Origin of the sequence: uncultured Erythrobacter sp. (assembly GCF_947502395.1) — a bacterium.
Taxonomy (GTDB): Bacteria; Pseudomonadota; Alphaproteobacteria; order Sphingomonadales; family Sphingomonadaceae; genus Erythrobacter.
In genome coordinates, this window is record NZ_CANMZM010000003.1 from 91,395 (window position 1) to 103,036 (window position 11,642).

Here is an 11,642-nt window from a genome sequence, read left to right on the forward strand (position 1 = left end):
TTTGACAAGGTCAACCGAGCAAGAACTGGAACGGCGCGCTAAGGAGCGCCGTGAACGCCAAGCGTCGCGCCTGTTTTCAGGCCGCGTGGACTTCCTCTTGTCTGCGCCTCAGCTCAAATTCCTGCCCGAGCCTATCGTGCCAGAGATCGCCTTTTGCGGGCGCAGCAATGTTGGCAAGAGCTCGCTCCTGAATGCGCTCACCGGCCGTAGGGCTATTGCGCGTGCATCCGTGACACCGGGTCGCACGCAGGAATTAAACTTCTTCGAGGTTGGTCTTCAAGACCCAAACATCCCTGATGGAAAACCTCTGTTCCGCCTCGTTGACATGCCGGGATATGGCTTTGCCAAAGCCCCGGTCAAAGTGGTTGAGCGCTGGAAGAACCTCGTGCGGACATACCTTCGCGGCCGTCAGGTGCTCGCACGCAATCTCGTTCTGGTCGACAGCCGCCACGGCCTCAAAGAAGTCGATCGCGAGATGATGAAGATGCTTGATGAGGCGGCAGTTGGATATCGCATCGTCCTCACCAAGACTGACAAAGTGAAAGCCAGCGAACTTGAGCGGGTGGCTAGTAAAATTGCCGACGAAGCGCGGAAACATCCAGCTGCTTTTCCCGATCTGCACTTAACCAGCAGCGAGAAGGGAATGGGTATTGAAGCCCTGCGCGCTGCCGTTGTCGCCGACGCTTTGGGCGATGAGTGGTTCTCAAACTAAAAACGACGCAGGAAACCCCGCGAGTTAGACTGCTGACTCCTCGCAAGAGGATGGTCGGGAAGCAGAAGCAGCTCGGTTGCTTGCGATGTTCACCTGAGAGCGAACGATCACCGCGCCGCGTTCGCTCTCTGTGGTCTTTGTATCGCAAATGGGGTCACACGAGACATGAGCACAGCGAACTCTGGAAGCTCTTGGCCCTGACGAACGCATCTTCGCTCGCATCCGGGCAATTCGCTCGGCCCTGCTCTCTCTTGCAGTATCTGCACGAAGATCCACCCCGGATTCTGAATGCACATCAGCCACAGCTTCTGACGCAACATTGCCTGTCGCGAACACAAGAACAGTGGCTAATAGAGCTTGCAACATTCTCGCATTGATACACCTGGCGTGCTAAGGAGTTTCTTAGAAGTAGCGTTAATTTCGTCTTAGCTTGCAAACAGCTGTGCTTGATCCGCAAAGGCTTTGAATTCAAGCGCATTGCCCGCGGGGTCGCGCAGAAACATTGTTGCTTGCTCACCCGATTGGCCTTTGAACCGAACCGTTGGTTCGATTACGAAATCAACGCTGGCAGCGCGCAATTTGCCCACCAGCGCCTTCCAATCTTCCACGTTTAGGACCAAACCAAAGTGCGGAACAGGAACACCGTGCCCATCTACATGGTTGGTGGCGGCATCGCGTTCCCTTTCAGGTGCCAGATGAGCGACGATCTGGTGACCATGGAAGTCGAAGTCGATCCACTCTTCAGAACTGCGCCCCTCTTCGCATCCCAGAAGCTCACCATAAAAACTGCGCGCTGCTGCGAGGTCATCGACCGGGAAGGCAAGGTGAAATGGGGGAAGGGACATTGGGTACTCTCCAGCGTTATCGACACTGTCCTGTAACCCGTTCAGGCTCGACAGCGAAAGCCTGAATATCTACGCTAGTGCAAACTCAGGCCCGCAAGGTGGAACAGGCTCTCTTATGAAACTCATCATCGGCAATAAGAACTATTCAAGCTGGTCCTTGCGCGGATGGCTTTCTGCCAAGCAATCGGGGCTGCAGTTTGAAGAGATCACCGTGCCACTTATGGGTGAGCATTGGGAAAGCCAAAAGCAGGGCGAAGAGTTTCAGCCATCCTCGGGTAAGGTGCCGATCCTGTGGGATGGTGATACTGTCATTTGGGACAGCCTCGCGATCATGGAATATTTGGCTGACAAGGTCGGGCGGGATCGCTTCTGGCCAAAGGATGAAGCGGCGCGCGGGATGGCGCGCGCAATGGTTGCTGAGATGCATTCATCCTACGGCGCGCTGCGCAACGAAATGCCGATGAATGTGCGAGCCAGAGTGCCGCTCGACAATCTATCGGAGATCGCGAAATCAGAAATCGTGCGTATTCTCCAGCTATGGGCTGAAGCGCGCGCTCGGCATGGGTCAGCAGGTCCCTTCCTGTTCGGCACTTTTGGAGCTGCTGACATTTTCTACGCGCCGGTCGTCTCTCGATTCATCACTTATGGCATTGGTGTGCCCGGCTTTGCGCAAAGCTATATGCAGGCGATCTGGGAACATGATTGGATGGCTCAATGGATCGCCGCGTCTGACGATGAGGAATGGGTAATCGAGCAGTTTGAGACGGCTTAAGGGATACGCTGGGTTTCGTATTGAGTGCCATCCTTGCGGAAATAGCCTTCTGAATTGAACACCATATCGATATCCGGATACTCTCCGCCGTCTGTTTGATAGTCGCCCGCAGCCGCCACCACAAAGACACAAGGGGCATTGCTGCGGTTTTGCAAGTGGTGACCGTTTTCCTGACCAGCGGGCCAAGCCACAACGTCCCCGGCAGTGACGAGGCTCTCACCAGTGTCGTCGATGAGCACGGCCTCGCCGAAGATCATCACCAAGAGTTCGTCAATATCGCGGTGCCAATGCCGCTGTGAGGACCACGCCCCAGGCTCTAGCACGACATGGCTTGCCCGCAGCTTTTCCATCCCCGTTTCCGGTGCAAGTCTTCGATAGAAACGCCCTTGAACCGGCTCGTCGAAGGGTGCCGGATAGCCTGTCGCATTGGTTTGCGGGATAGAGGCGAGATCAAGCTTGGGCATTGGGCAGGCTCCTGCTAGCGGTGGGGGGTATGAGTATTGCCCTAGAATACGCCAAGCGTCTAATCTCGCATTCTTCAGTCACGCCTGCGACAGGTCCCGTGTTCGACGAGATGGAGGCCATATTGAAACCGCTCGGTTTCGACATCCACCGCTTCATGCGCGGCGATGGGGAAGAAGGGTCGGACGAGGCTCCGGTTGAAAACCTTTTTGCCATTCGCAAAGGGCCTGAAGGATCAAAGCACTTCGCTTTTGCAGGGCATCTCGATGTCGTGCCTCCGGGTGATGGCTGGCATTGCGACCCATTTGTGCCGACAGAAGAAGGCGAGCTTCTCTATGGCCGCGGCGCGGTCGATATGAAGAGTGCAATTGCCTGTTTCGCCACCGCTTTGCACGATATTCCTGAGGACGCCGGCACGATCAGCATGATCATCACTGGCGATGAAGAAGGGCCGGCGCTCCACGGCACGCGGGCTCTCATCGACTATATGCGTGCTCAGGACATTCAGCCTGATCTTTGCCTTGTGGGGGAGCCGACGAGCGTCAACCGGCTTGGCGATATGATGAAAATCGGGCGGCGCGGTTCGGTCAATATTTGGCTCACTGTTGAGGGTACACAAGGCCATGTTGCTTACCCGCACCTTGCCGATAACCCGCTTCCAAAGCTTGTCGCGATGCTCAAGGAACTCGATGAACTGGTGCTCGATACTGGCACCGATTGGTTCCAGTCTTCCAACCTTGAGATCACCGATATCGAGGTCGGCAACAAGGCGCACAATGTTATCCCGGCGCAGGCGAAGGCGCGGATTTCTATCCGCTTTAATGACCTGCATTCTGGCGCGTCGCTTTCCGAACGGGTCGCAGCGATTGCTGAAAAGCACGGCGGGCGGGCTTTGCCGATTATCTCTGGCGAGCCGTTCCTGACCGCGCCTGGGGAATTCTCCAATATGCTGGCCAAGGCGGTTGAGGAAGAAACCGGCGTTAAGCCAGACGCCTCCACCACTGGCGGCACTTCGGATGCGCGCTTCCTTCGCGCGGTATGCCCAGTGATTGAATTTGGCCTGTGCAATGCAACCATGCATAAACGCAACGAAGCGGTGGCTATTCCAGATCTGGATGCGCTAGCCCGGATCTACACAAAAGCAGCGCTCGGGGCGCTCGCTCTCGAGATAACGCAAGAAGAGGCGTAGAAACTCATGAAAGCTTGGTTCCAGATTCCGCTGTGGCAGCGGGTTATCGGCGCTCTCATTCTGGGCATTATCGTTGGCTATATCTGGGGACCGGGAGCAGCGAGCATCAAGATTATTGGCGATATCTTCATCGCCTTTATCAAGATGCTGGTGGTTCCGCTGATCTTCTTCAGCCTTGTCGCAGGCGTTGCGAGCATCGGGGATTTGCGCAAACTTGGGAGTGTCGGCTGGCGAGCGCTTTTGCTGTTTGTTGTGACGGGGCAAATGGCGGTTTGGCTTGGCCTAGCAATCGGCACGATCGTTCAGCCGGGTGCGGGGCTCGACGCAAGTGCCATGAACCTTGATGCGGCCGCGCTTGAACGCGCTCAGGCCCGTCAGGAAGACGGCGTTACCGTTCAACAGATGATCCTTGAAATGGTGCCCTCAAGCCCGGTTCAAGTCATGGCAGACGTCAACGTCCTCCCGCTCATCATCTTCTCGCTCCTGATCGGGATCGGTATCCTGATGGCAAAGGAAGAGGGCGAGCCTGTCCTCAAGATCTTTGAGAGCGGCTCTGTCGTGATGCAAAAGGTCACGATGGTGGTGATGGAGCTCACGCCGTTTGGCGTCTTTGCTCTCATGGCATGGGTTGCAGGGACCCTGGGCGTTGATGCGCTTCAGGCGCTTGGGATCGTCGTCGTGCTCAACTATGTGGGCTGTTTGCTCATTATTGGCCTCATCTATGGCGGCATGATCAAGTTCATCGCCAAGCTGCCAGTGATCGACTTCTTCCGCGGCATTATCGATGCGATTGCGGTGAGCTATTCGACGGCGAGCTCCAATGCGACCTTGCCGGTGACCTTGCGCTGTGCGCGGCGGAACCTTGGTGTTTCCAATTCGGTTGCAAGCTTTGTCATCAGCCTAGGCGCAACGATCAATATGAACGGCACGGCCATGTATCTGGGCCTTGCGACATTGTTCGGGGCGCAGGTGTTCGGGGTTCAGCTCGACATGGGCGATTATGTCCTGATCTCGATCCTTGGCACATTGGGAGCCATTGGCGCAGCGGGCATTCCGGGCGCGGGTCTCATTATGATGGTTCTGGTGTTCGGCGCAGTTGGCGTGCCGCTTGAAACAATTGCTCTGGTCGCCGGCATCGACCGGATCATGGACATGATGCGCACCACCACCAATGTTTCAGGCGATGCAGCGGTAGCGACGACCGTCGCGAGCCTGACGGGTGAGATCGACAAGGCTGAGATGATCTCAGCCGACGATGTCTAATGTCCATTACTGTTGAGCGCGAAGCGGCAGCCGAGGACGCCGCCGCGCTTAGCGAGGGCATTGTCGCCTTTAACAAAGCGCACGTACCCGACCTAGAGGACGTCGCCGACGAGGTGCGCTTCTTCGTGCTCGCCAAAGATGATGCAGGCGCCCTTCAAGGCGGTATTCGGGCAGTGTGTTATTGGAGCACGCTGCATATCGAGCTGGTTTGGCTGGATGAGACTGCGCGCGGTTCAGGGATCGGCGCTAAGCTGATGAGCGAGGCAGAAGACTACGCTCAGGCGCACAATTGCGAAAAGGCCTTGGTAGAAACCACCAGCTGGCAGGCAAAGCCGTTCTACGAAAAGCTCGGCTACACCCTAATGGCGACACTGCCCGGTCGTCCCAAGGGGCATGCTTCGCACTATCTGAGTAAGTCACTCGTCTAGCTCAATATACTCTACTGGCACAAATTCGCCGAGGCTACAGCCAGCGCCCACGTCCAGTTGGCCAGCAACCGGCGTGATAACTCGAATGATCTCTTGCTTGCATAGCTGGTTGATCGAAGTGGAATAGGTAAATGCTTGTTCGAATCCGAGCCGGGGGCAGCGGTTCGGCAGCATCGAACGGAACACCCGGCCACCAGCCATTTCGAAGTCGATCACCTGATCGCTGCGTACCAGTGATTGGCGGATCGCCTGTGTCCGGATACAGGTTTCAGCCTCCCCCACCACTTTGACCGTTGGACCGGCGAGCCTCGGATCAGCAAGGCTGGAGCCAGGATCCATCAGAGTACAAGCTCCCGTAGCGAGCGCTGCTCCGATTGCAGGGACAAACAATAGCGTATTGAGGTTCATACGAGTTCTCCTGTTGAGCCCTTGGCTGAAAGGTGAACTACGCAAGCTGAACCCTCGGTGAGTTACCGCCCCTTAGGCTTATCCGTCACCTTCTTGCGGAAGCTGCACAGGTCCACCTGACCACAGCGCCAACATTCCGGCGTGCGCGCTTTGCACACGTATCGGCCATGCAAGATCAACCAATGGTGCGCATGCAGGCGGAAGGGCCCCGGCACACGCTTCTCAAGCTTGGCTTCAACGCTTTCGGGCGTTTTGCCTTTGGCGAGCCCCGTGCGATTGCCGACGCGCAAGATGTGCGTGTCGACCGCGAATGTCTCTTGTTTGAACCAGCAATTGAGAACCACATTGGCGGTCTTGCGGCCCACTCCGGGTAGGCGCACCAGATCGTCGCGCGTGTCGGGAACCTCTCCGCCATATTCGTCAATCAACAGCTGCGACAAAGCGATCACGTTCTTGGCCTTAGAGTTGAACAGGCCAATGGTCTTGATGTGCTCGATCAGTCTCTCAAGCCCCAGATCAAGCATCTCTTGCGGCGTCTTCACCTTGGCAAACAGTGCACGCGTTGCCTTGTTCACCCCAACATCGGTCGCCTGCGCCGACAGAGCCACAGCCACGACCAGCTGATAGGCATTGCCATATTCCAGCTCAGTCTCAGGCTCTGGATTGTCTTCCGCCAACCGCCGGAAGAACTCGAAAATCTGGTCTTTGGTCATGCCTTACATTTCATTCTGGAGGCTTCTGATTGGCTCGCTCGAGTTTCTCAAGCTTCGCCACCACATTCTCGTCAATCTCATCGAGCCGTGCCAAATGGTCACGCATTTCCTGAATCTTTTGGTCGCGGCGCGCTTGCATCGCATCGGAGAAGGCGGCGGCTATGATGCCTGTTGGCATCGCCACAAAAGCAACGCCCGACATGGCCAGAGTGCCGCCGATGATCTTGCCCATGATCGTAACCGGATAGGCATCGCCGTACCCTACCGTGGTGAGAGTGATGACCGCCCACCAAAGAGCGCGGGGGATTGAGCCAAAGGCATCGGGCTGAATATCGCCTTCGACCACATGCAGCAGCGTTGCCCCGGTCAGTACAAAGATGAACGCAAGAGCGGCGGTCACGATCAAGTCATCACCTCGGTCTGCGGTTGCTCTCCAAACCGATTGGATGGCCTCGTTGAAACGGCCAAATTTCATCACCGCAATCACACGGAAGAGCCGGATGACCCGCAGCACAGCCGCATCGCCAGCGATCAATGGTGCCAGCGTTGCGACCACCACGATGAGGTCAACAAGGCCTAGCCAGCTGCGCATAAAGGCCCAGCGTTTTTGCCATGCTGACCCTTCCCCCGGAGCCTCCGCTGCGGCGTAAACCCGCGCGACATACTCACCCAGGAATATCGTCCCGAATATCATTTCACCCACAAGCAAGGCGTAGTGCATCTCGTCAGATAGCTTTGGCTCCGTGCCCAGAGCCGCGCCGATGACTGCGAGCACAATTGTCACTATCAGCAGGCGATTGAGTATTGTTAGGCGTCCGTCAGGATGCGCGCCGACAAATAGCTGCTCGTAAAGTGTTGTTCGCAAAGCTGCCAACGCGTTTCCCCCTGATCTGCGAAGCGGCGAGCCGGGCCTTTAAAGATCCAGCACATTCTCCATGGTGTAGCGGCCTTGAGGCTTGCCGATCAACCATTGGGCGCCGCGCACCGCACCCCTAGCAAAAATCATCCGGTTTTCGGCTGAATGCGAAAAGGTCAGGCGCTCTTCTGCGCCGGCAAAGATCACCGAGTGATCGCCTGCCACGGTCCCACCGCGTAGAGTGGCGAAACCGATGTCCCCGACCTTGCGTGCACCGGTCTGACCGTGCCGCCCGCTGTCCATCGTGTCAGCAAGATTAACTCTGCGTCCGGCTGCTGCTGCCTCGCCAAGCAATTTCGCAGTTCCCGACGGGGCATCCACCTTCATGCGGTGGTGCATCTCCAGGACCTCGATATCCCAGTCATCGCCCAGCCGCTCAGCCGCCTGACGCACAAGCGCACTTAGCAGCGTAACCCCAAGCGACGTGTTGCCGGTTTGCAAGACGGGGATGACCTTGGCCGACTCTTCAATCGCTGCAAAGCTCGTCTCCTCAAGACCGGTCGTGCCGATAAGGATCGGAATTCCAGCGACGCGCGCGGCTTTCAGATTGCCCGCCAATGCATCGGGAGATGAGAAATCGACCACGACATCGCACTGACCGATCACTGGTGCGGGGTCACCGCCCAGATCAACGCCAACGCAAAACTCGTGCCCTGCCTCTTCGATGGCGGTGGCCAATGCCTGGCCCATCCGGCCTTTGTGTCCGATGACTGCAAATTTCGCCATTGCTTCCCTCGTGCGCGCAGTGTTTCATACGGTCATGGCAGACTTCAACAGCATCGTCATCCTAACAGGGGCCGGAATTTCCGCAGAAAGCGGGATCGACACCTTTCGCGATCATGGCGGTTTGTGGGAAAAACACTCGATTGAGGACGTTGCAACGCCCCAAGGTTTTGCACGCGATCCTGATCTTGTGCTTGGCTTTTACGATGCGAGGTGTGCAGCTTTGGCGAATGTGGAGCCCAATGCAGCGCACATTGCCCTGGCGAAGTTGGAGCGGGAATTTGCTGACAGTCTTCTCCTTGTTACTCAAAATGTTGACGACTTGCATGAGCGTGGCGGCTCTATCAATGTTTGTCATATGCACGGGCAATTGAAGTCGGCGCTGTGCACCTCGTGCGAGACCCGTTCTGCGTGGGACGCTCCACTGTCGAGCCGCCCGCCATGCCCCGTCTGCCAAGCGCCCACTTTGCGCCCGGACGTTGTGTGGTTTGGCGAGGCTCCGTACCAAATGCGCCGGATCGAAGAGGCGATAATGGAGTGCGACCTGTTTGTTTCCATCGGCACCAGCGGCGCGGTGTACCCGGCGGCGGGCTTTGTCCAACAGGCCAAGCGCCTTGGCGCGAGGACCCTGGAACTGAACCTTGAACCCAGCGAGGGAACGCCAATTTTCCACGAAGCCCGCCACGGCCCGGCGACACAAGTTGTGCCGCAATGGGTGGATGAATTGCTGGCGGGTTGACGCCCCTCAAAATTTCATCAACCAAATCCCAAACACAAGGCCGACACTGCCAAGCGTCATGCACGCAGCGATCAGCCGCATATTCACCGTGTCGAGCGGATCGGCTTTGTGCGCTTCAAGCCGGGTGGTCACAGCGCAGGCGTTACGCTGGGCTGCGTAGAAGATGAAAATGCCGATCAGGATGAAAACGGTCGCAATCGCCTTGGGCACATAAGCGGGTTCCATCTTGCTAAACAGAGCGTTGAAGCCGAGCCCGATCCCCACCGCCGCAAGCCCCGTCCGCATCCAACCAGCAAAGGTGCGCTCATTGGCCATAAGCGTCCGATCCTCGGCCCAATCGGTCCGGTCTTCGGCAAGGTCGGTGCGATCTTCTGCAAGATCGTTGGAGGATTTATCGTCGCTCATATCGGTCCTGCGCGCTCCTACTTTTTCTTCGTCGCTGGCTTTTTGACAGCCGGCTTTTTGACTGCGGGTTGGGGCCGGGTGAACACCAGCTGCGTCTCGCTCGAAGCGCTGGCATCCAGCGTATACCCTTCCGCATCAAAGCCGCGCAGATCATCCGCTTTTTCGATCCGGTTTTCCATGATCCAGCGCGCCATCAGGCCCCGCCCAAACTTCACGTGATACATCAGGCGGCGCGCTTCGCCGTCTTTCACATTCAGGAAGGTCGCCTCGATCACTTTGCCCGGAAGTGCACCAGTATCGACCGCCTTGAAATACTCGTTGGAGGCTAGGTTCACGACCGTGTTGTCGCCATGCCCTTCAAGGTCGCCCGCCAATTGCTCACCAATGCGGCTGCCCCAGAAATCATAGAGCGATTTTCCGCGCTTGTTCTTCATCTTGGTGCCCATCTCGAGCCGGTAAGGCTGGATCGCATCCATGGGGCGCAGCACGCCGTAAAGCCCCGACAAAATGCGCAAATGATCCTGCGCGTAAGCCAAGCTCTCATCACCCAGCGACTTCGCCTCAAGCCCCCAATAGACATCGCCGTCAAAGGTGAGCCCGGCTGGCTTTGCAGAATTGGAACGCCCTTCAAGGTCGAACGCCTTGAACCGCTCTGCATTGAGCTCAGCCAAATTGTCCGAAATGTGCATGAGCTTGGCGAGGGACTTCGCCGACTGCTTCTTCGCAACGCCAGCGATCTCCCGGGTGTCGTCCTTGAGCCGTGGGCGCGTGATCTCAAGCGAGGTCTTGGGCTCGTCAAAATTGAGTTTCTTAGCTGGCGAGAGGAGGGTGATCATGAGGCAAAGGTCCTGAGGCGGAAGTCAATTTAGCGTGGGTTAGGGGCAACAGTGCTCTTTTGTAAACATGCCACCCTCGTGCAGGTTCCGCTTCGCTCGATTCGAAAGAAAAGTCGCAGGCCAACCAACGCCACTAATGTAACAGTAGTGTTGCGTTGTTCCCTACCAGTATTCGCACAAGTGTCTCATATCAGGAGGGATTTTGGACTTTTCTAACGCAACACTTCTCCATCAAGACTTATTGGTGTTCGGAAATTCCGATGACGGATTTCGAGAAAATCCTGTGCCCGAAACAGGTCCTGTTGGAAAAAGGGACGAGCTGGTCCCCGTCTAACCACACCCATTGCATGCTGGATCTTTAGCAATGGTCAGCGTGCGCATGTCCGGCGTCATCCCATCGAGGATGTGAAGCTTACCCCACATGGGTTGACCAAAGCGGCTCACCCCGGCGAGCAAGACTCGCACCGCTTGCATCGCCGCAAAGCTTCCGGTCCATCCGGCCATCGCGCCCAGGATGCCGTCTTCGGCGCAAGTGTCGCAGTCCTCGGCATCAAAAGCATCACCGACAAAGCAACGGTAACAGGCCTGGCCGACGAGATGCCCCGCGAACGCTCCAACCTGGCCCTGAAAACGGCCTACAGCAGCCGAGAGCAGGGGCACACGTTCTGCGACACAGGCATCGGAAACCGCGAGGCGCGTTGCGAAATTATCGGTGCCATCGAGCACAAGATCAGCGCCAGCGATCAAGTCGCCGACGTTTTCCGATGAGATGCGACAGTCTGAAATGTCCACATTCAGCGCATCGTCAAAATTGGCGAGCCATCGGCGCGCGCTGGTGGCTTTGCCGTGGCCAACGTCGCGAGCGGTGAAGATCGTCTGACGTTGAAGATTGCTCGCGTCGACAACATCATCATCAACAAGGGTAAAGCGCCCAATACCAGCCCCTGCGAGATATTGTAGGGCGGGGGAACCAATCCCGCCAAGCCCGATAACCGCGATATGCTTGCTCGCCAATGTAACCTGCCCCGCGCCACCGATCTCGGGCAGCACAATGTGGCGGGCAAAGCGGTCGAGGCGTGCCGGGGATAAGCTCATGGAGAACCTGTTGGCAGGATGTGTATAGCCTGTCGACAGGGCTGTGGATGGCCCTGTCGATTAGCTGTTGGCCAGAAGTGCAAACACTGGGGAGCGCGGCTGCGGACAACCCTGTGGGCATCCAGTGCGCAAACTG

General features: G+C 57.1%; 15 protein-coding genes. 6 read left to right on the forward strand and 9 right to left on the reverse strand.

Annotated elements, in window-relative coordinates; translation table 11 throughout:
• Position 1: 1 nt before the first annotated feature.
• The gene (yihA, locus tag Q0778_RS11740; RefSeq protein WP_298300818.1) at positions 2 to 712 is read left to right on the forward strand and encodes a ribosome biogenesis GTP-binding protein YihA/YsxC; all 711 of its coding nucleotides are present in this window, start codon (positions 2 to 4) and stop codon (positions 710 to 712) included.
• A 425-nt stretch (positions 713 to 1,137) separates the two neighbouring features.
• On the opposite strand, the gene Q0778_RS11745 is transcribed toward yihA, so the two are convergent.
• On the reverse strand, positions 1,138 to 1,557 hold the full coding sequence (locus tag Q0778_RS11745) for a VOC family protein (RefSeq protein ID WP_298336284.1): 420 nt from the start codon (positions 1,555 to 1,557) through the stop codon (positions 1,138 to 1,140).
• A gap of 115 nt (positions 1,558 to 1,672) precedes the next feature.
• Between Q0778_RS11745 and Q0778_RS11750 the strand changes: the two genes are divergently transcribed.
• Entirely contained in the window at positions 1,673 to 2,329 is a 657-nt protein-coding gene (locus tag Q0778_RS11750) for a glutathione S-transferase family protein (protein ID WP_298300824.1), read from the forward strand.
• On the opposite strand, the gene Q0778_RS11755 is transcribed toward Q0778_RS11750, so the two are convergent.
• On the reverse strand, positions 2,326 to 2,793 hold the full coding sequence (locus Q0778_RS11755; RefSeq protein WP_298300827.1) for a cupin domain-containing protein: 468 nt from the start codon (positions 2,791 to 2,793) through the stop codon (positions 2,326 to 2,328). The genes Q0778_RS11750 and Q0778_RS11755 overlap by 4 nt on opposite strands.
• A 29-nt stretch (positions 2,794 to 2,822) precedes the next feature.
• On the opposite strand from Q0778_RS11755, the gene dapE reads away from it, so the two are divergent.
• From dapE to Q0778_RS11770, 3 genes are read left to right on the forward strand one after another with little or no spacing between them, the layout of a single operon-like run.
• Positions 2,823 to 3,980 (forward strand): succinyl-diaminopimelate desuccinylase, encoded by a 1,158-nt coding sequence (gene dapE, locus Q0778_RS11760; protein WP_298336286.1) that lies wholly within the window; start codon positions 2,823 to 2,825, stop codon positions 3,978 to 3,980.
• Between the two features lie 6 nt (positions 3,981 to 3,986).
• The gene (locus tag Q0778_RS11765) at positions 3,987 to 5,243 is read left to right on the forward strand and encodes a dicarboxylate/amino acid:cation symporter (protein ID WP_298300831.1); all 1,257 of its coding nucleotides are present in this window, start codon (positions 3,987 to 3,989) and stop codon (positions 5,241 to 5,243) included.
• Complete coding sequence (locus tag Q0778_RS11770; RefSeq protein ID WP_298300832.1) at positions 5,243 to 5,671, forward strand: GNAT family N-acetyltransferase; 429 nt, start codon at positions 5,243 to 5,245, stop codon at positions 5,669 to 5,671. Before Q0778_RS11765 ends, Q0778_RS11770 begins: the two co-directional genes overlap by 1 nt.
• On the opposite strand, the gene Q0778_RS11775 is transcribed toward Q0778_RS11770, so the two are convergent.
• The 4 genes from Q0778_RS11775 to dapB all read right to left on the reverse strand — a co-directional run bounded on the left by Q0778_RS11775 (position 5,660) and on the right by dapB (position 8,434).
• Positions 5,660 to 6,079, reverse strand: a complete 420-nt coding sequence (locus Q0778_RS11775) for a hypothetical protein (RefSeq protein WP_298336288.1) — start codon at positions 6,077 to 6,079, stop codon at positions 5,660 to 5,662. The two genes, Q0778_RS11770 and Q0778_RS11775, sit on opposite strands and share 12 nt — an antisense overlap.
• Positions 6,080 to 6,141: 62 nt before the next feature.
• Entirely contained in the window at positions 6,142 to 6,792 is a 651-nt protein-coding gene (gene nth / locus Q0778_RS11780) for an endonuclease III (RefSeq protein WP_298336290.1), read from the reverse strand.
• A gap of 10 nt (positions 6,793 to 6,802) precedes the next feature.
• Positions 6,803 to 7,666, reverse strand: a complete 864-nt coding sequence (locus Q0778_RS11785) for an ion transporter (protein WP_298336292.1) — start codon at positions 7,664 to 7,666, stop codon at positions 6,803 to 6,805.
• A gap of 39 nt (positions 7,667 to 7,705) precedes the next feature.
• The gene (gene dapB, locus Q0778_RS11790) at positions 7,706 to 8,434 is read right to left on the reverse strand and encodes a 4-hydroxy-tetrahydrodipicolinate reductase (protein ID WP_298336294.1); all 729 of its coding nucleotides are present in this window, start codon (positions 8,432 to 8,434) and stop codon (positions 7,706 to 7,708) included.
• Between the two features lie 34 nt (positions 8,435 to 8,468).
• Between dapB and Q0778_RS11795 the strand changes: the two genes are divergently transcribed.
• On the forward strand, positions 8,469 to 9,170 hold the full coding sequence (locus Q0778_RS11795; protein ID WP_298300842.1) for an NAD-dependent deacylase: 702 nt from the start codon (positions 8,469 to 8,471) through the stop codon (positions 9,168 to 9,170).
• Positions 9,171 to 9,176: 6 nt separating this feature from the next.
• On the opposite strand, the gene Q0778_RS11800 is transcribed toward Q0778_RS11795, so the two are convergent.
• The 3 genes from Q0778_RS11800 to Q0778_RS11810 form a co-directional block, all read right to left on the reverse strand.
• Positions 9,177 to 9,575, reverse strand: a complete 399-nt coding sequence (locus Q0778_RS11800; protein WP_298300844.1) for a DUF202 domain-containing protein — start codon at positions 9,573 to 9,575, stop codon at positions 9,177 to 9,179.
• A gap of 17 nt (positions 9,576 to 9,592) precedes the next feature.
• Entirely contained in the window at positions 9,593 to 10,411 is an 819-nt protein-coding gene (yaaA, locus tag Q0778_RS11805) for a peroxide stress protein YaaA (protein WP_298336296.1), read from the reverse strand.
• A gap of 330 nt (positions 10,412 to 10,741) precedes the next feature.
• On the reverse strand, positions 10,742 to 11,506 hold the full coding sequence (locus tag Q0778_RS11810) for a HesA/MoeB/ThiF family protein (protein WP_298300848.1): 765 nt from the start codon (positions 11,504 to 11,506) through the stop codon (positions 10,742 to 10,744).
• Positions 11,507 to 11,642 lie beyond the last annotated feature (136 nt).

Excerpts from the sequence above, each read along its gene's own strand:
- Q0778_RS11745 (WP_298336284.1), bottom strand. The coding sequence starts at position 1,557 with ATGTCCCTTCCCCCATTTCACCTTGCCTTCCCGGTCGATGACCTCGCA.
- Q0778_RS11750 (WP_298300824.1), top strand. The coding sequence starts at position 1,673 with ATGAAACTCATCATCGGCAATAAGAACTATTCAAGCTGGTCCTTGCGC.
- Q0778_RS11755 (WP_298300827.1), bottom strand. The coding sequence starts at position 2,793 with ATGCCCAAGCTTGATCTCGCCTCTATCCCGCAAACCAATGCGACAGGC.
- dapE (WP_298336286.1), top strand. The coding sequence starts at position 2,823 with ATGAGTATTGCCCTAGAATACGCCAAGCGTCTAATCTCGCATTCTTCA.
- Q0778_RS11765 (WP_298300831.1), top strand. The coding sequence starts at position 3,987 with ATGAAAGCTTGGTTCCAGATTCCGCTGTGGCAGCGGGTTATCGGCGCT.
- Q0778_RS11770 (WP_298300832.1), top strand. The coding sequence starts at position 5,243 with ATGTCCATTACTGTTGAGCGCGAAGCGGCAGCCGAGGACGCCGCCGCG.
- Q0778_RS11775 (WP_298336288.1), bottom strand. The coding sequence starts at position 6,079 with ATGAACCTCAATACGCTATTGTTTGTCCCTGCAATCGGAGCAGCGCTC.
- nth (WP_298336290.1), bottom strand. The coding sequence starts at position 6,792 with ATGACCAAAGACCAGATTTTCGAGTTCTTCCGGCGGTTGGCGGAAGAC.
- dapB (WP_298336294.1), bottom strand. The coding sequence starts at position 8,434 with ATGGCGAAATTTGCAGTCATCGGACACAAAGGCCGGATGGGCCAGGCA.
- Q0778_RS11795 (WP_298300842.1), top strand. The coding sequence starts at position 8,469 with ATGGCAGACTTCAACAGCATCGTCATCCTAACAGGGGCCGGAATTTCC.
- Q0778_RS11800 (WP_298300844.1), bottom strand. The coding sequence starts at position 9,575 with ATGAGCGACGATAAATCCTCCAACGATCTTGCAGAAGATCGCACCGAC.
- yaaA (WP_298336296.1), bottom strand. The coding sequence starts at position 10,411 with ATGATCACCCTCCTCTCGCCAGCTAAGAAACTCAATTTTGACGAGCCC.
- Q0778_RS11810 (WP_298300848.1), bottom strand. The coding sequence starts at position 11,506 with ATGAGCTTATCCCCGGCACGCCTCGACCGCTTTGCCCGCCACATTGTG.